The organism is Arthrobacter sp. P1_A5 (genome assembly GCF_056406825.1).
The window spans coordinates 71,777-89,593 of sequence record NZ_JBFTZL010000003.1 but is presented as its reverse complement, the minus strand read 5'-3'; the positions used below and the strand labels follow the sequence as shown (position 1 = coordinate 89,593).

Genomic DNA, 17,817 nt, shown 5'->3' with positions numbered 1-17,817 from the left:
GGGCGGCACAACTGCCCCGGCCTCGCCGGCTTCCGCGCCGGCCCCGGAGCCGACGGCGGCCAGCCCGGCTCCTGCGCCCGCGACCGGCAGCGACGCGCAGCTTGCCAACGTGGACCAGCCTGTCGCGCCGCCGGTCCCGCTGGATCAACCAGCATCCATACGGGAAGGCATCACCGCCGAGATCACCGAGTTTGAGAGCGTCCAGGGACAGGCTCAAAAAGCCGGTGAGGTCGCTGGCCCATCCCTCCGGTTCACCGTCACTCTCCACAACAGCACGGACCGCCCCCTTACGACGGCGGACGTCGTAGTGAACGTCAGCGCAGGTGCGGAGGATCTGCCTTCCATCACGCTCAGCGGGCCTGATGTGTCCGAATTTCCCCCCACGATCGCCCCCGGGGAGTCCGGCTCGGCCACGTATGTTTTCCTGGTTCCCGTAGACCAACGGGACAAGGTTCGAGTTCTCGTGAATTTTCAGGTTGATTCGCCTATTGCGGCATTCGAAGGTGCCGCACCGACAGAAGGTAAGCCATGATCGAACCGTCCAGTCCCCAACCCGTTCCAACAAACCGCTCTCGACGCTGGCCCGGTAACGGGCCTAGGAAGCTTGGCGCCGTCCTGCTCGCTTCCGCGGTTGCTATGTCGATGGCCCTGGTCGCGGCTCCTCCCGTTACGGCCGACACCGCTCCTCTTGATCCCGCCAACCCCGCCACACCCGTCACCGTCTCGGCGGATGCTTTGCCCACGGTGCAGATCGATGGAATCGTCTGGCAGCAGGTCATCATCGGCAACGTGGCCTACGCGGTAGGACAATTCAACACGGCCAGGCCGGCCGGCGCCGCACCGGGAACAAACACCGTCGCCCGGAACAATATCCTGGCCTACGACGTCACAACCGGAAATCTGATTACGACATTTACCGCCAGCCTGAACGGCATGGCGAAAACCATTGCGGCTTCACCAGACGGATCCAAGCTCTTCGTCGGGGGCGCCTTTTCGCAGGTGAACGGCGTAGCACGGCCCTATGTAGCTGCGCTGAACCCCACGACTGGTGCGCTGATCACGTCCTGGGCGCCGAAAGTTAACTCGCGTGTGGTGGCTCTCACGGCATCCAACAACGCCGTCTACATGGGCGGGTGGTTCAGCGGCGTCGGATCGGTCAGCCGCCCCAAGCTGGCCGCAGTGTCGACGTCAAACGCTACCCTGCTGAATTGGAACCCGGTCCCGGCCGGCGGCGACGTCAACACGCTGCTCGTTTCACCGGATGACTCCAAGGTTGTAGTGGGGGGCGGCTTCACCACACTCAACGGTTCGAGCAACCCCGGCTACGGGCTGGGGGCAGTCGATACTAACACCGGCGGGCTGTTGCCGTGGGCCGCGAACGGCTTGGTAAGGAACGGCGGGCCACAAGCAGCCATCCTCAGCCTCGCCAGCGACGGAACAAGAGTTTACGGAACGGGCTACGTGTTTGGCAACGGCGGGAACCTGGAGGGAACATTCTCCGCTGACTGGTCCGACGGTGCCATCAAGTGGGTCGAGGACTGCCACGGCGACACCTATGGCGTCTACGCATCCGATACAGCCGTCTACACCGTAAGTCATGCCCATTACTGCGGAAACATCGGCGGTTTTCCCCAGACGTCGCCAAAGTGGACATTCAATCATGCACTGGCGTTCAGCAAGGCAGYGACGGGCACTCTGACCGATGATCCCTATGGATACTTCAATTTTGCCGGGAATCCCTCGCCGTCTCTCCTTCAGTGGTACCCCGAATTCGCCGTCGGCACGTTCAGCGGCGCATCCCAGGCCGCCTGGAACATCACCGGCAACAACCAATACATCGTCGCCGGCGGCGAGTTCCCAAGCGTAAACGGAAAAGCCCAGCAGGGCCTGGTCCGGTTTGCAGTCAAGGGCATTGCGCCAAACAAGCAGGGCCCGGTGGTCACAGGCGCCGCCTTCAACCCGTCCGTTATCAGCACCGCCACCGGAACGGCGAGGGTCAGCTGGCAGGCGAACTGGGATAAGGACAATCAAAACCTGAGCTACCAGCTCATCCGTGACGGAAAGACTGCCACGCCGATCTACACCAAAACACAGGAGTCCGACTTCTGGCGTCGGCCGGGCATGGGATACATCGACACGGGACTGGCGGCCGGATCCACCCACACATATCAGATCATCGCCACCGATGCCTTCGGCAACACCGCGAAATCGAACGCCGTCAGCGTCACCACCGCCACGGCCGGGAGCGTCAGTGACTATGCCCGTGGCGTTCTCGACGACGGTGCGGCTGACTACTGGCGGTTGGGCGAAGGCAGCGGAGGGACCGCCGTAGACTGGGCCGGCTGGAGCGATATCAGCCTAGGGACCGGCGCAACACGCGGAACCGCCGGCGCCATCACCGGGGACACGAACGCTGCAACCACCTTCGACGGAACGAATACCGGGTTCGGGGCTACCCAGACCCGGATCCAAGGCCCGGACACGTTCACGGCCGAAGCGTGGTTCAAGACCACAAGCACTTCAGGAGGCAAGATACTCGGCTTTGGAAATAGCCCGACAGGAGAGTCCGGCAGCTATGACCGCCACGTCTACATGGACAACGCAGGACGGATCATCTACGGCGTCTACACCGGAAACACGGAAACCCTGCAAAGCTCCGCCGGTTTCAATGACGGGCAGTGGCACCAAGTCACCGTCAGCCTTGGTTCTAACGGAATGGTGCTATATGTCGACGGAAAGCGAATTGCGAAGCGCGCGGACGTGACCAGCGGACAGCCCTACACCGGGGTCTGGCGAATCGGTGGCGACAACCTCAACGGCTGGCCGTCGCAGCCCGCAAGTAGCTACTTCCAGGGAAGCATCGATGAAGTAAGCATCTACCCGACCGTACTGGGGCTGTCCCAGGTCCAGAACCACTTCCAGGCCTCCGGCCGCACCCTTAACCTGCCCACTGCGCCTGTAGACAACTACGGCAAGGCAGTGTTCCAGCTCAACCCGGACCTGTACTGGAGGGTGGGCGAAACTACGGGAACGACGGCAGCCGACAGCGGTGCGGTAGGCAATACAGGTACCTTCGTCAGCGGAACGAGTCTGGGACGCCCAGGCGCGCTCGCAGGAGTGACTAACACAGCCGTCGAATTCGACGGCTCATCGGGCTTGCTCTCGTCCGACGCCCAGTTCTCCAACCCCACGGTTTACACGGAGGAGCTGTGGTTCAACACAACCACCACCAATGGCGGCAAGCTGATCGGTTTCGGTGGTTCCCAGACCGGACTCTCGGGCAACTACGACCGGCACGTCTACATGGAGAACAGCGGACAATTGACGTTCGGCGTTTGGACGGGTCAAGCCAACACCATTACGACTCCACAGCCGTACAACGACGGGTCGTGGCACCATATGGTGGCAACCCAGTCGTCGGACGGGATGAAGCTGTATGTGGATGGCCAGGAGGTCGGTTCCAATCCGCAGGCCGGGTCCCAAGCCTACAACGGCTACTGGCGTGTGGGTGCAGATACGACGTGGGGACCGCAGCCATACTTCGCGGGAGCCATCGATGAGGTGGCCGTGTACTCCACGGCGCTGAGTTCCTCCGACGTTTCGGCTCACTACGCCCTGGGTGCGGGCACCACGCCTGCCAACCAGTCTCCGGTGGCTGCCTTTAGCTCGGCTGTGGCGGATCTGACCGCGACGCTGGACGGGTCGGCGTCGGCAGATCCGGACGGCACGGTTGCCAGCTACGCCTGGGACTTCGGCGATTCGTCGCCGGCCGGGACAGGGCGGACWCYGTCGCACACATATGCAGCGGCGGGAACCTATCAGGTCAAGCTGACGGTGACGGATGACAAGGGAGCGACAGGGCAAGTGACGCAAGCAGTAACGGTCACCGCGGCCAACCAGTCTCCGGTGGCTGCCTTTAGCTCGGCTGTGGCGGATCTGACCGCGACGCTGGACGGGTCGGCGTCGGCAGATCCGGACGGCACGGTTGCCAGCTACGCCTGGGACTTCGGCGATTCGTCGCCGGCCGGGACAGGGCGGACWCYGTCGCACACATATGCAGCGGCGGGAACCTATCAGGTCAAGCTGACGGTAACGGATGACAAGGGAGCGACGGGTACCGTCAGCAAGTCCATCACGGTAACGGCTCCTGCCAACCAGCCCCTGGCAAAGGACGACTTCGGTCGGACAGTTGCCGGCGGCTTCGGGCAGGCGGATGTCGGAGGCAACTGGACGACCCCGTCCGGTGCGAGCAACTATTCGGTCGCCGATGGAAATGCAACGATCAACAACGCTGCGGGAGCTACTCGAAGCGCATTCCTGAATGCGGTTTCTGCGGACTCGGCCGTGACGCAGTTCGATGTATCCCTCGACAAGATCGGAGACGGTGGCGGGACCTTTGTCTCGGTCATAGGCCGTAACGCCGGCAGCTCCAACGACTATCGAGCCAAGCTGTGGATTTCCAGGACCGGAGCCTTGACTCTGTACCTGACCAAAACGGTTGCAGGGGCGGAAACCATCCTTTCGACCAGGACCCTCGGGCTGACGTACAACGTGGGAGATTCCGTGCGGATCAAAATGGCCGTGACCGGAACGTCGCCCAGTACTTTGAGCGCTAAGGCCTGGAAAACCAGCACCGCTGAGCCGGCAGCATGGAGCCTGACCGCGACCGACTCGACGTCGGCGCTCCAGGTCCCTGGCTCCGTCGGCATACTCAGCTACGTGTCGGGGTCGAACCTCAACGGCCCGGTGAAGGTGACCCTGCGTAACTGGCTTACCACCAGGGAGCCCTAACCCCCGGCGCGACACGGCCGGGAACGCCGGCGGAGAGCCCCCTTGGGTGTGGTATTAATCACACTCAAGGGGGCTCTCCGCCGTCGAGGCGGGACTCGCGGGTGGTCGGCGTCACCCGCGTCAGGACTCGCGTCTGGCCGGGGGGACCCCAAAGGGAGCACACTTGAGGTGGCCCGACACACCGCGCCTCAAGGGGGAACAAACTCGTGGTGCTGGTTTGACACGCCGTCGCGCCTTCCCCGATGCTGTAACGGCAAAAGTTATCCAGTCGTTACGTTGCGGTAGAGCGCAAGCTTGGGCGGCCCCTCAGATCTAAGGAACAAATAATGGAAGCGACTCATCTTTCCCGTAGGAGCGCCCTGGGATTAGGGGCCGCGGCGGCCCTCGGGCTGGCGGCAGGCCAGCTCGGTAACGCCACACCGTCCGCAGCGGCCATCGCTCGTCCGACGGGCACCGGCTACGTCCGCTATGAGGACCTGTACAGCTCCGGCAACGACCTGCAGACGGTCATCAACAAAGTTACCGGTAATCGGGTGCTGACCTTCCCCGAAGGCGTGTTCACCATTCCGTCCAATTTCCGCTACGGGTACAAAGACGGCGTGCGGTTGGGGAATCGTTCCGGTGGTGCCGGCTGTCGCGGCCTGGTGGGGTCCGGACGCAACACTATTTTTAGGATGGCCTCCTCGAGCCAGCCGAGGTGGACCGGTGGAGCTTCGCCCTACATGCTCATTCACGCGATCGCTTCCAGCGCAGATCCGATGATCACAGTCGAACTGCGCAACTTCCAAATCCAGGGAACCAGCCTGGGCCATGAGTACAACGGTCTTCGGCTGAGCCGGGCAAACGGCGTCGTCGATAACGTCTATATCAATGGCATCACCGGCTACGACTCCGTCCCGCCGGGCGAAACCGGGGGCATCAGCATATTCCAGTGCACTTCGGTGCGGGTAACCAACACCGAAGTGGATGGCCGCCGCGCAGGTGTGCGGGTTAGTTCCAGCCCCGTAATGGTGAACAACAGCTCGGGGATCACATTCCAGGACTGCTACTTCCACCATTCTCTTACTGGTGGCGGCGGCATTGCCTGGTTCGAGTCGCGTGATTCAACTGTGACCCGGGTGCGTTCGGAATACATTGGCTCCGGGACAGGCAAGCTTGCAGGCTACTGCTTCAACCACGAACAGTCCACGCGTATCACGTACAACGATCCCGTGATGATCTGTGACCGGAAGACCACCGGCGGTACTTTGCACATGTCCTTGAACTCCGATGCAGCCCGCGGCGGAACAGACTGTGTGCTCACGGTGAAAAACCCCAAGTGGGACGGGACGAGTGTGGGCTCCGGAAAATTCGTTGTCGAGACTTGGACCATGGGGAACCAGGCCCAAAAGTCCGCCCCCCGCGTTTATGGCCCGACGGGGGCCGCGCTGCCGTTCACCTGGCTGCATCCAGCCTAAAGCCTGTTCTCCTCACCACCCCGGCCTGCGACCAAAGTGAGACTCATCAGCAGGAAGTTCATAGCTTGGCCGTGTTGCTTTCATGGGGCGACAAGTTGGCCCCGGCGCCCTGCCCCTGCCGGCGCCGGGCCAAGTCGCGCGTCACGTAGCAGAGATTAGGGATCAGCTGGCAGGCTGCAACCGAGATGGCGGAGCCGATGATCGGACCGGCTGCGCCCAGCAGCGAAATCAGCCACCACGATATGGCAATGTTCAGCGGGACAAGCATGAGTATGGGCAGGACCTGAAACCGCAGGCCTGCGCTGTCGGTCATGTACATGCCCGTTGGGTATTTAGCTGCCTGGAGGGCGACGAAAACCGCGAACCCGGAAACGAGCCACGCATCCAGAATAATTCTGCCATCGGAAACAAAGGCAACGAGAAATGGCGTGGCGATGGCCAGTAGTCCGCCTAGGAATAGGCCGCCCGCGGCAAACCAAATTGTCGGAACGAGCGGCGATTCGATGCGCGACGCCGATCTCGCCTTGGCATAAATGGGCCACAGAACTATTCCTGCCGCGGCAATAACTTGCAGAATCATGCCAAAAAGTTGCGAGGCAAGGTTGTACTGCGCCAGCTCCTCTCCATGGGTCAAATGGCTGAGCAGCAGCCGGTCGCTCTGCATAGCTATTGGAAGGGCGACCATCTGGAGGAGCATGGGCCAGGCAAGATGGAAGGCTTTGATGCCGGGCTCGCGTTTTATGTGCGGAACGGATCTGAGAGCTGAGGTCAGCTGAGGACTGATCAGACGGCTGGCAATGATGAGGCAGATGATGGAGTTGACGGCAGCAGCGGCGTAGGAAAACACTGCCAAATAGCTGCCAACCGGCGCCGCAAGCCCAATCGATAGTAGAACAGCCAGCAATATGAGCGGGGCAACGACTATTTGGCTCTTGACCTGTGTGGCTGTCCGCTCAAGCCCGACCAGGATCCGTTGCCCCACCGCGAGGGGAAGGGTGATCCCGAATACGGCCATGCACAAAAAGGCCGCCCAAGCTCCGCCATCCGGTAGAAGGCCGTTGCCTAGCAACACAGGCCAAAGCCCCAGGACGGAAACCAGGGCGGACGTTGCCATGATTACGGTGCCGGAAACGAGGAGGATCCTCAAGGCAGTCAGCAGGGACCGACGAACGTGCTCGTCGCTCCTGGGATTCTTGGCCTCGGCGATCGAATTTATGACGACGGCGGCAATGCCTAAGTCCGCAAAGGGAAGAAGGCTCGGCAGAGAGGCAAGCAGGCCGTATTGCGCATAGGCTTCCGTACCGAAGTGAGAAAGTATCATTCGGCTGGTCACGATGGCGCACAGGCCTGAAAGACCTAGGACAATCATTTTTGTGCCCGCGGTTTTCCCCAGCTTGGACCACATGCTTGACCGATACGCTTCTGTGCCTACAGCCTGGGGATTCCTGCGAAGCGTCACCGTGCCACGTCCGGTGAGGCCTCGAACAGCCACTCGTCGGCGGCCAACCGTCCGTCAGAGTCAGGAAGACTTGCCGTCACGTCGTTGCCGAAGGGACCCGAGGCTATGGCCTTGCAGATGACATCCGCAAGCTCCTGCGCTGTCGCGTGCGGCGACACCACCGCATGGCCGTTGTCGGCAAGCCAGTCGCTCAGGCCCGTTTCGGTGGTCGTGACGATGGAACAGCCGTGTGCGAGCCCTTCTACAATCGGAAGCCCGACCTGTTCCCGCCATGTAGCTGTGGACTGCGATGGCAGAACCAGCACCTGGGCCTGCCGTAAGACCCGATGGATCTCATCGCGGCTTGGATCGATGTGGACCTCAACACTGCTGTTTGAGGTCCCAGCGCTTTCTGCTTCTGCCACCATGGCGCCCTTGCCCAGGATGACAAGTGCCGCTCCCGGATCTTGCTGAACAACGCGGGACCAGGCCGCCAGTACCAACGGGAATCCCTTCCGTCGGGACAGATCACCAAGGTATACGACGCGTGCTGGGACCTTCGGATAGTTCGGATTGCACTCGCACGGGGCCGGCAAGGCGGGAACTAGACATTCTTCCTGTCCCTCCTGCAGGCGCGGGAGCACGTCGCGGTAAACCTCCTGCGCGGCCAGCGTTCCGAAGGCAACCCGGTCCACATGACGCCAGACGTAGAGGGCGAGGCGCCGTTCCACCATTTTCCGCGTCCGGGACTTCCAGCCCTGACCGCCAGGTCCTGCAAAGGGATCGGCGTTGCCGATCGCATACGTCACGATCCGGGTGCGGTGACCTCGTACCGCCCCCGCCAGGCGGACTGCAACAAGAGCCAAGAACGTCGCGGGGAGACTGGAGAGCATGAGGGGTTCATTAATCTCCAGCTGACGGACCCGGGAGCGGCCGAGGAGAAAGGCTGCTTTCAGCCGGTTGGCATGGACCAGGTGCAGTCCCTGCGTCAGCTGTTCATCAAAGTCGTACCTTTTCTGGCGGTAGAGGATAACAGCCGGCTCCAGTTGCCGGGCACGTTCGAGGTGTGCCGTCCTTAATGATTCATAGAGCCGGGCACGGGTGGAGTTCAGTTTAGGCAAAAACACTCAGTCTCTCTCCTTCGAACAGTGACACATGCCCGGCTCGCGTGCTTCTCAGATCGGTCAGGGAGGCCCCGCCAAAGGAAATCGGATCACGGCACGCGGCAGATTAACGTACCGGTTCCCGGTCCGGTCCTGCCTCGTATTTGCTGGACCTCTTCAATGCGGCAGTCTCCTTAATCTCGCGGTTAACGCGGCTTCGATAGGCAGATGGACGATGCCGCTCTTCGGCTACCACGGAGTCCTCAATTGCCCGACGGCGGTAGTCCGGCCAGGCCCGGTGCAGTAGCTCAATGGCATCCGCTATGGCGTCGGGGTCATCGGCTGGTACGAATAGGGGCACGGCATAGTTTCCTGCAGCCTCCCGAAGGCCCGACGTATCGCTGACAATCAGCAACCGTGCGGCGAGAAGCGCCTCTACCGCCGTGTTTCCAAAGGGCTCGTCAAGCCTTGACGGAACAATGGCGACATCAGCGCGCGCCAGGTTGGGCCAAACATCGGTGCAAAAACCAAGAAAACGGACGTGCCCTTCCAAGCGCAGGCTGGTCACCAGGCTTCGCAGTTCCGCCTCGTACCATTCGTAGCCTGGGTACACCGCGCCGACGAGCTCCAAGCTCACGTCAATCCCGCGCCGGCGAGCCCCGGCCACCCCGGCGACGGCAACGTCGACGCCTTTACGTGGAGACAGCCGGCCCACATAGACCATGCGCAGGGGCCCTACGACGGCTTCCCTGGGGGCGGTCACGGCATCCGGGCCGACCACTCCGTTGTACACAACCCGCACCCTCTTCGCGAGTGCCGGAAGAGTGTCAGTGAGGGTTTCTGCACTGTATCGACTGTTGGCGATAATTCGATCCGCCAGAATCAAAGGGGCAACAATCCCCAAGCGGACTGGCCACTTGGCCGACTTCTCCGCTTCATGGACGTGCGTCAGGACGGGGAGCCGGTTTAGCCGGGCCAACAAAAGCCACAGAGGAATGGTCAGAGTACTCACGTAAATCACGTCAGGGCCAGTCCTCCGGATGAGCCTCAGCCCGTGTATTGAGGCTTTTGCTGCCTCGACTGCCAGCTTGAGCAAACCGAGCGGATTGGCTGAGCTTTTGCGCAATACCGGCGACGGACACAAGCTGACGGTGGCGCCGCGCGCCTCAAGTTCTGCCACAAGCGGTCCCGTTTGAGGTACCGTCACAACGACCCTTGAGCCCTGTTCAACCAGTCCCTCTACTGTTTCGAGCATCACCCGGTCGGCGCCGTAGAGTTCAGAACTCGGGTGGGCCATTAGCACCGCTGGTGACGTGACGCATGCATGCATAGGGTCCTCTACTCCAGTCCAATCTGGGCGGCAACCTCCGCTTTTCGCTGTCAGACACCGCGCCGCCGTCTGGGTCTGACGACGGTACTTTCTGGACAGTAAGCTATATGGTGCTCACATGGCAATGAATCCGAAGCGCAAATTGGCGATTATCGTCGTGAACTACGGCTCGCATGAATTGTTGGAGACGAATATTGCGCCCGTGGCCGGCCACACACCGGATGTTTCTGTAGTAGTGGTCGACAACTACACGAATAGAACAGAACGGGACGCCGTTGCGAGCCTCGTTGCCCGGCGAGGCTGGACCTTGGTGGCGCCGGAGACCAACTTGGGATTCGGGGCCGGGATGAACCTAGGCGTCGAAGCTGCTGCCCAAGCCGGCGCACGAGCATTCCTGCTGATCAACCCCGATGCGACACTGGGCATGTCCAGCCTTCAGTTGCTGAGGGACGCCGTCGAACACAACCCGATGGCCGTCGTGGCTCCCCGTATCGTCCGGTCGGACGGAAGTATCTGGTTCACCGGGGCCACAGTTCGTATGGAGGACGGAGAAACCAGGGGGAGACGCCATGCATCCGCTGCGCTGCCGCCCGGTGAGCGCCGTTGGCTAACAGGAGCATGCCTACTGATAAGCCTCGAAATGTGGCAAGCCGCAGGCGGTTTCGATGACCGGTACTTCTTGTACTGGGAGGATGTGGACTTCTCCTTCCGCGTTGAGGCAGCCGGTGGAGCCCTAGAGGTGGTGGAGGAGGCCACTGCCACTCATGATGAAGGTGGCACCCAGGGCAGCGGACCGGGTTCCAGGGCCAAATCGCCCGTCTATTACTACTACAACATCCGCAACCGGCTGCTCTTCGCAGCGATCCACCTAAATCCGGATGACAGACGGCGATGGAAGGGCTCGGCCATTCCGGCCGCTTGGCGCATCCTGCTTCGCGGCGGACGCCGGCAGTTCCTGCGGCCCGTCAGGCCAGTATGGGCCGCCGTCCGCGGAACCTGGGACGGTCTCACCCTTCTTCGGCGTTGGTCATAAGGTTCATCAATAGCCGCCTAAGGCACTGAGGCCGAGATGTATCTTCCCCACGGCTTGGCGCACCTGATTCAGGGCCGCTTTATGGTGCAGTGGGCCCTGAAGGTGCCCATCCGCAATATCCAGGCGCCGCTGGGCGCTTGGACCGCCCCGACTGAGCAGCGCCGGCAGCGCCATCGGCGAGCCTTCCGGGATAGCGACGGTACCGCGAAGACAGTTCATCGCTTCCACGATCTGGAACAGGGAGGCATCGCCGACCGGCACCCCGCCTGCGTGCCTCCCCCGAGATGCCAGTTCACCGAGGTAGGCAGCGGCTTCCCTGAGGGTGAACGTTCGGCGTCGTGCAGCTGCGTCCAGATAAGCAATTTCAGAGCGATGCTCGAGCGATGCGACTAGAATTAGTTCCGCGCGGCGCACGAGACCAAGTTCCAGTTTCCTTGAGCGGTGCTCCTTTGAGGCACCACTTTCAACGCCACCCTTGCGCAAAAGGGCGGAGGCGCCGCGACAGAGGCTCTGACCGTTCGCCGCATGCGTCCCGGCGCTCTGGATCTTAACGCCGGACCGGCCGGCTCGCGCTGCGTAGTCGGTCAGTAACGCTTCCGCGTACGGCGACCGGCAGACGTTAGCGGTGCAGACTACCAGGATCGATGCCAAGACTGTGTCCTCATGTCCGCCATCCCATGACCGCAGTGTAGCCCGTCATCTGTAAAACGGGTGATAATTTCGGACCCTATTCCGGTCAGCAGGCGGTAGGGTTGGCCGAAACGCTGTAAGGGGGATCTTGGATGGAGCTTGCCGAATACCTAGGGACGCTGCGCCGTCGGTGGCTGTTCATAACCGCACTGGCACTTTTGGGTGCGGGTATCGGCTTCGTCCTGGGGCTCAACTCACCAAAAATGTACAAGGCTTCAAGCAGCGTGTTCGTGTCGACTCAGCGCGGGAGTACAACCACGGAGCTCGTGCAGGGGTCAACGTTCACGCAGAACTTGATCCAGTCGTATGCGAAGCTTGCAAAAATGCCGTCTGTCCTCGATCCGGTCATCACGAAGCTGAATCTGCAAACCACGCCGGAGCGGTTGGCCGATGCGGTTTCCGCGGATACTCCGCTGAATACGGTCTTGATCGAGATCGCGGTGACCGATGAATCGCCCACCCAGGCTGCCCGCATTGCAAATGCGGTGTCCTCTTCGCTAGCAACCACTGCGCAGGCACTGTCTCCTAAAGCTGACAATGGAACTCCTGCTATCACGATGCAGCAGGTCGAGCAGGCCCAGGCGCCCAACAACCCGTTTGCCCCTGATAAGCGATTCATGGCTTTAACCGGTTTTGCCCTGGGCCTGGCCGTGGCATCGGCTTATGCCCTGGGCCGACAGGTTATCGACACGCGGCTACGAACAGAGCAGGACGTTCAGCGGGCTACTGAGATTCCGGTCCTGGGGACCATTCCCGGTCTGCGCAGAAAGGGCGGGGCCGAGGTGGCCGACTTCCGGACGCAAAAGACCGGTGTGACCGCCGAGTCGTTCCGGAAACTCGCCGCTAATTTAGAGTTTCTTGATCCAGATGCGCGTGTCCGGTCCGTGGTTGTCACGTCAGCAGTTGCCGGGGAGGGAAAAAGTTCTACGGCAATCAACCTGGCGTTAGCCCTGGCAGAACGATCTGACCGGGTAATCCTGGTCGATGCGGATTTGCGCCGGCCCCGGATAGCGGAGTACTGCGGCATCGATGGAACGCTCGGACTCACCACCGTTCTTACCGGCAGGGCCAAACTAGGGGACGTCATCGAACCTTGGGGTCCCATCCGGGTCCTCCCGTCCGGTGCGGTACCCCCGAATCCGAACCAGCTTGTAACTTCAGCCATGATGGCGGCCACGGTGGAAGCCCTGGTCCAGCAATTTGACATTGTCATTTTTGATTCCGCACCACTCTTGCCCGTGGCCGACTCGCTCGCCCTATCCCGGCTGACCGACGGGGCGCTTCTCGTGGCGCGGGCCAATTCCACCCGCCGGGGCCAGTTGAAGGCGGCCGCGGACGCGGTCGAAAACGTCAAGGGTCGGGTCCTCGGCGTCATCCTGAACCGGATCAAACTCGGGCGGGACATCCCGAAGAGCTATGGCGACGCTGCCCTGCCGGCGGCAAAACATGCCATGGCGCCCGAGCACGAGTGGGAGCTGGGCGGAAAAGCCGATGACCTCTCCATCGATGGCGACGCCCTGAGGAAACTTGTGTGAGCCAGAGTGCGTTGCGACGGCCGGATCGACCACTAGCTAGCATTGACGCCGCACGGTGGCAGCACGCGACTGTCGGGGTGGCGTTCATCGTCCTGGTCCTTCTGGGCGCCCGCCTGCAATTGAGCCACACAATCACCGTAGGTTATGTGGCTGCGCTGGTCATCGCGCCCCTTTGGCTGGGGGCTCTCGGAAAGTTCCGAGGAGCGGCCAGCCTTTTTGTGCTGGGAATAGCCTGTTGCCTATCCGGTTTCTGGCTGTTGGCACTCAATGCCCCTGATCACCAGGTGGATTCGAGCACTGCCATAAATAACGTGACACTGCTCGTGGGTCTTCTGCTCACCGTTGGCACGGTCCTATGGGCAAAGCAAGTAATGCCCGAATGGTTGATCGGGTTAAGTTACGGGCTCGGTATGCTCTTGGGCGTATCGCGGTCGGGAGCCGCAGCGGAGAACGCCTGGAAATTCGGATACTCCGTTCCCGTCATTGTCATCAGCTTATCCATTGCGTATGGCGTTGGCCGCTGGGGCAGGCGCCGGCAAGGATTAGTGGAGGCCCTCACACTGACGTTGTTGGCTGTCCTGTGCCAGCTAAACGACTCGCGATCTATGTTTGGAATGCTGGGAATGGTCATGATTCTCGTACTCTGGCAGCTGGTGCCTCGAGGCAAGAGCGGGCGAAGGTCAGTGATGAAGACCATGCTCGCGCTCGCGTGCATGGCGGTGGCAGTGTACGACGTCCTTACAAGTCTGCTCGTGGAGGGTTACCTCGGCGCTGCTGCACAAGACCGCTCCGTGACACAAATCAACATGACAGGATCCCTCATCCTGGGAGGCCGGCCGGAAATGGCCGCAACGCTGGGACTGTTCGCCCAAAACCCGCTGGGATTTGGCCTCGGTATCATTCCCTCGCCGACGGACGTCACCGTAGCGAAAACGGGCATGGCCTCCATCAACTATGAACCCAACAACGGTTACGTAGAAAAATACATGTTCGGGTCACAATTCGAGGTCCACTCCGTGGTGGGGGACCTGTGGGCACTGTTTGGCATTCCTGCACTCGCGCTAGCGTCGGTTATAGCCGTTTGGGCGCTTCGCGCCATAGTCGTTGGAATCACGCACGGACGGGGAAGCGCGTTGCCTCTTTTCCTGGCTGTCATCACGCTGTGGAATATCTTTTTCAGTCCCCTGCTGACTTCCGTCGCCACGATGGGACTGGGCCTGGGACTAATGCTGCCAAAGAAGAACCAACAGCGCGAGACGAGTGCTGCTGGGCCACTACAAGATGCCAATTAAAGGACGACCGAGACGGATGGCTATGAATGTAATTCACCAACTATTCCTCAACTCCCTGACGGCAAGTTCCAACTACGTTGCACGGCAGCCGTCTGACCCAGTCCGTAAGGTCCGGTCCCATGGGTAGGACTGGCAGACAATCACCAGAACATGTATCGAGGAGGACCTTCCTCATCGCATCGTCGTCCGGCCTGGTGCTCGCATCCTGTTCAGCGAATGATGCCGTGCCCGAGCGAGCGCCGATCCATACGGTGGACAGCCTTACCGGAACGACACCGTTCTATATCGCCCACAGGGGCTCCGGAGACAACTGGACCGAACACACGAAAGTCGCCTACGACTCCTCTAGGGCCGCGGGGGCGCGGGCTATAGAGGTCTCGGTCCACTCAACGTCCGACGGCGTCCTGGTCTGTCATCATGACGCTAATCTTTCGCGCCTAACAGGCGTCGACAAGGACATCGAGAACATGACGTACGCGGAACTCGCAGAGTTCCGCGTCGACGCGCGGCAATGGCTGGGGCCGTCAGCGGCCCCCCAGCCGATACCCAAACTGTCGGACGTCCTGGACGCTTGCGCCGCCACACACGTTGTCTTCCTGGAGGACAAGCAGGGCACCAACACCAAAGTGCTCCTGGACCTCATGGATACCTATCCGGACTCGACCGGCCATTTCGTCTGGAAGCAGGACGCGGGCGTCAAAACGTTCGAAGACGCACAGGCCCGCGGCTATAAAACCTGGGGCTACTTTGTGGACGGAGCGGACAAGAAATTTGAAAAGTACGCCGCCCGTCATGACTTCGTAGGCATTTATCATCTGGCGGCTGACGCGGATATACAGCGGCTCGTCGGTTTCGGACGGCCCACGATCTGTTGGGAGGTTCATACACGTTCGAGAAGGGACAGCCTTCTTGGGCTGGGAGTCCGGGGCATGATGTGTCCCAACATTCCCTACGTGATGACCGACGTTCCGGCGGCCACCGCTGACACTTTCGCCACGGGGCTCCGCGCCGCAGGGGACCTTCCGTCGACCCTCGGTTGGGCCTTCCAGCCCCTTATTTCACCCCGGGAAGCAACCGTCACACTTGCCGACGACGTGGACCAAAGCTATTCACTTGGTTCCATGTGCCCCATCGCCGGCGATGAATATTCCATCGAATTCCAGATGTGCTGGCCCACGAGGGTGCCTTCTTCGGTGCAGGCCGGACTAGCATTCGGCCTCACCAGCGACAGCCCTTATCAACCGCTCGAACCTGGTCCAGCCGGTTACCATCTCTTGTTGGATGACAAAGGCGAGCTTCGGCTTTACGCCAGGCGCGAGTCCGGCGCCACCGAAAGTTTGGGCGTGTTGAGGACAGCTCCTCCGGTGCCCGGATCATGGATCAGTTTGAGGATCTCAGTGGAAAGCTCCCGCATAACGTTTTCCCGGCCCGACGCCGAAGAGACGAAGGTATCGGTAACAACCGCGGAACACCGCGGCGGCTACTTCACCCTCTGTAAGGCCTATAAGGGAAAAGTCCCCATATCCTTCCGCGGGATCAAAGTCGACAGTGCATAGTTCTGGGCCCAGTCACGTCGGCTGCCAAATGGCCAACTATGTTCCAGCCTGGCTTCCTTCCCAAGGGCCGTGAGGGCAGGCTGCCACGGATGCGCACGGCGGGAGAACCTGTGGAAATTTACCGACAAAAAAATCCCGCACGCAAACCCCCACGGAGCCGGCAGATGCACTAGGGTCGGAGCAATTCCGTGTTTCCGCTCCTGGTGTTTGTTTGTGAGGACGAAGAGGTAACGAATGCGACTCATCGGATTTTCAAGTCTCGGCTCGCCGAAAGACCAACATAAATCGGCCGCCCAGCGGACGGACTTGCCGCAGGCCAAACCCGGTAAGTACCAGGGTATTCAGGCCCTTCGCTTCATCGCCGCACTACTGGTAGTGGTCACACACTCGACCTTTTATGCTCACGAAAGACTGTCCTCATCGGTCCCCGTCTGGAATGACGGCGTGGTTGGCGTCCGGGTGTTTTTCGTGATCAGCGGTTTTGTCATGGTTGCCTCGACGACTTCTCTCGCCGGTACTCGGGACGGCTGGAAGTACTTTTCAATGCGGAGAATAATCCGCATTGTTCCGATGTACTGGATGGCCACCACGGTCAAATTACTAACGATGTTGGTACTGCCTGCGGCGGTTCTTCATTCAGCGCTTGATCCCGGCAAGGTTGTCCTTTCATACTTGTTCCTGCCCTCACGTAACGCGGACGGAGCCGTGGAACCACTCTTGGGTGTTGGCTGGACTTTGGTGTTCGAGATGTTCTTTTACGCAGTCTTTGCCCTTACGCTGCTCGTCAGGGCGAACGTCATCTACCTGACTGGGGGCGTGCTAGTCCTTGTTGCTTGCGGATCTCTGTTCCGCGGAGCCAACTGGCCTGCCTGGGCCGTCTACTTTGATCCGATCGTTCTCTATTTCCTTGTGGGCATGCTCATTGCAAAGTTGACTCTCAACCCCCGAACGCGCCGCCGCTTGGCGCCGGCGGTCCTTGCGGTACTTGTACTCGGGATTTTATACATGGTGATCCACCCCGATATAGATGGTTCGTTGAACAATCGTGTCTTCGAAATGCTCGCGGTAAGCGCAATCGTCTTGGCAGTGGCCTGGCTTGAGCCGCTCATTGGACGAGGGATCCCAAAGTTCGCGACGTTTCTGGGAGCCGCGTCCTACTCCCTGTACCTGTTTCATCCGTTAATTGCGCCAGCAATACCCGAAGTGCTGGTTCGGCTGGGAGTCACGAACGGCGTCGTTTCTGTCCTGCTGTCGATCGCGGCGGCACTGATTGCAACCACGCTAATTTATCGGTTTGTGGAACTGCCAGTGACGGCCTGGCTGCAGACTCGTGTTCCATATGTCAACCGACAGCCCAAAGCGGCTGGTTCGCTCGAAACAGCGGACTCTGGAAAGTAATAGGCAGCCGAAAAATAGTTGGCCGACTCTTCGCATTACCGTCGGTTCGATATGCCCCGAGGCAAACCCTGCGGATCTGTTGCGCCCTGATGGAGCATGCATTGCTCAAGGCAGAGGCAAGTACAAATGCGAGTAGGGCCGACGAAACGGCGAAAAAGTCGAGTACCGCATACTCGGGGACCCGAAGGGGGGTC

General features: G+C 60.8%; 12 protein-coding genes. 8 read left to right on the top strand and 4 right to left on the bottom strand.

What is annotated here, in order from left to right:
- Positions 1–109: 109 nt before the first annotated feature.
- From AC1D1S_RS01935 to AC1D1S_RS01925, 3 genes are all read left to right on the top strand, one after another.
- Positions 110–532, top strand: coding sequence for a hypothetical protein (locus AC1D1S_RS01935; RefSeq protein ID WP_476993589.1), 423 nt, complete (start codon positions 110–112; stop codon positions 530–532).
- Between the two features lie 104 nt (positions 533–636).
- A complete protein-coding gene (locus AC1D1S_RS01930) occupies positions 637–4,791 on the top strand; it encodes a LamG-like jellyroll fold domain-containing protein (protein WP_476993588.1) in 4,155 nt (1,384 codons plus the stop codon).
- 326 nt (positions 4,792–5,117) lie between these two features.
- Positions 5,118–6,248: a right-handed parallel beta-helix repeat-containing protein gene (locus tag AC1D1S_RS01925; protein WP_243180554.1), complete on the top strand. Its 1,131-nt coding sequence runs from the start codon at positions 5,118–5,120 to the stop codon at positions 6,246–6,248.
- Between the two features lie 58 nt (positions 6,249–6,306).
- On the opposite strand, the gene AC1D1S_RS01920 is transcribed toward AC1D1S_RS01925, so the two are convergent.
- The 3 genes from AC1D1S_RS01920 to AC1D1S_RS01910 form a co-directional block, all read right to left on the bottom strand.
- Complete coding sequence (locus tag AC1D1S_RS01920; RefSeq protein ID WP_243180555.1) at positions 6,307–7,653, bottom strand: lipopolysaccharide biosynthesis protein; 1,347 nt, start codon at positions 7,651–7,653, stop codon at positions 6,307–6,309.
- Positions 7,654–7,703: 50 nt separating this feature from the next.
- Positions 7,704–8,813 carry a glycosyltransferase family 4 protein gene (locus AC1D1S_RS01915; RefSeq protein WP_476945925.1) on the bottom strand — a complete coding sequence of 370 codons (1,110 nt, stop codon included), beginning with the start codon at positions 8,811–8,813 and terminating at the stop codon, positions 7,704–7,706.
- Between the two features lie 103 nt (positions 8,814–8,916).
- Positions 8,917–10,086: a glycosyltransferase gene (locus tag AC1D1S_RS01910; protein WP_243180557.1), complete on the bottom strand. Its 1,170-nt coding sequence runs from the start codon at positions 10,084–10,086 to the stop codon at positions 8,917–8,919.
- A 151-nt stretch (positions 10,087–10,237) separates the two neighbouring features.
- On the opposite strand from AC1D1S_RS01910, the gene AC1D1S_RS01905 reads away from it, so the two are divergent.
- Positions 10,238–11,152 carry a glycosyltransferase gene (locus AC1D1S_RS01905; protein WP_243180558.1) on the top strand — a complete coding sequence of 305 codons (915 nt, stop codon included), beginning with the start codon at positions 10,238–10,240 and terminating at the stop codon, positions 11,150–11,152.
- A 6-nt stretch (positions 11,153–11,158) separates the two neighbouring features.
- On the opposite strand, the gene AC1D1S_RS01900 is transcribed toward AC1D1S_RS01905, so the two are convergent.
- Positions 11,159–11,803: an arsenate reductase/protein-tyrosine-phosphatase family protein gene (locus AC1D1S_RS01900; protein ID WP_243180559.1), complete on the bottom strand. Its 645-nt coding sequence runs from the start codon at positions 11,801–11,803 to the stop codon at positions 11,159–11,161.
- 131 nt (positions 11,804–11,934) lie between these two features.
- On the opposite strand from AC1D1S_RS01900, the gene AC1D1S_RS01895 reads away from it, so the two are divergent.
- The 4 genes from AC1D1S_RS01895 (at position 11,935) to AC1D1S_RS01880 (ending at position 17,623) form a co-directional block, all read left to right on the top strand.
- Positions 11,935–13,377: a tyrosine-protein kinase domain-containing protein gene (locus AC1D1S_RS01895; RefSeq protein ID WP_243180560.1), complete on the top strand. Its 1,443-nt coding sequence runs from the start codon at positions 11,935–11,937 to the stop codon at positions 13,375–13,377.
- 77 nt (positions 13,378–13,454) lie between these two features.
- The gene (locus tag AC1D1S_RS01890; protein WP_476993587.1) at positions 13,455–14,669 is read left to right on the top strand and encodes a hypothetical protein; all 1,215 of its coding nucleotides are present in this window, start codon (positions 13,455–13,457) and stop codon (positions 14,667–14,669) included.
- Positions 14,670–14,893: 224 nt separating this feature from the next.
- Positions 14,894–16,225 carry a glycerophosphodiester phosphodiesterase gene (locus tag AC1D1S_RS01885; RefSeq protein ID WP_476993586.1) on the top strand — a complete coding sequence of 444 codons (1,332 nt, stop codon included), beginning with the start codon at positions 14,894–14,896 and terminating at the stop codon, positions 16,223–16,225.
- Between the two features lie 234 nt (positions 16,226–16,459).
- Entirely contained in the window at positions 16,460–17,623 is a 1,164-nt protein-coding gene (locus AC1D1S_RS01880; RefSeq protein ID WP_243180563.1) for an acyltransferase family protein, read from the top strand.
- Positions 17,624–17,817 lie beyond the last annotated feature (194 nt).